Raw genomic sequence first — 640 nt, 5'->3', positions numbered from 1 at the left:
CGGCGGCGGGCGCCTGATTACCGCCATCGTCATGATATATCATAAATATTTTGTTAGGACGCGCACGGCTGCGCCCGCGAATCAGATAGAGCCTATACCTAACGTAAACCCACCATCACACGCTCATTTCATTCTGTTCAGGCTTAGTTTTGCCGTGGCCCGGCCGTACGCTGCTTCATCCGCTGGATTTTTCCTTTCCGACAGGGCAAGTCTGCGGTCTGATTGGCCATAACAGTTCCGACAAATTAACTCCTTTAAAGATCCTCGGCCGCCATCAACCGGCTAACGGCGCTGAAGCACGGCTCGATGACCGGCCATTATTTAAAGTATTTTCCCGACAGGTGGTCTATTTGCCGCAGCAGTTGCCCGCCGCAGAAGACATGACGGTGCGGGAGTTAGTAGCACTGTGAGCTACCCGTGGCATGGCGCCGTTGGCTGTTTTGGAATCGCCGATCGCGAGCATATTCAGGAGGCTATCGAACTGGTGGGGCTGGACGATTTCTCTGATCGGTTGGTGGACAGTTTGTCAGTTTCTCTGATCGGTTGGTGGACAGTTTGTCAGTCAGCAAGCAGCACGCCTGGCTAGCGATGACGGTGACTCAGAACAGCCGCTGTCTGCTGCTAGACGAGGCGGCCTCTG

The 640-nt window shown here is 54.7% G+C and carries 1 pseudogene; it reads left to right on the top strand.

The window, feature by feature from the left end:
* Nucleotides 1-94: 94 nt before the first annotated feature.
* Nucleotides 95-640: pseudogene (locus tag BG74_RS16760) on the top strand (ATP-binding cassette domain-containing protein); the annotation flags it as partial.

Origin of the sequence: Sodalis-like endosymbiont of Proechinophthirus fluctus (assembly GCF_001602625.1) — a bacterium.
Lineage (GTDB): Bacteria > Pseudomonadota > Gammaproteobacteria > Enterobacterales > Enterobacteriaceae.
The sequence above is the reverse complement of the archived record's forward strand: the minus strand, read 5'-3'. Positions and strand labels throughout refer to the sequence as shown.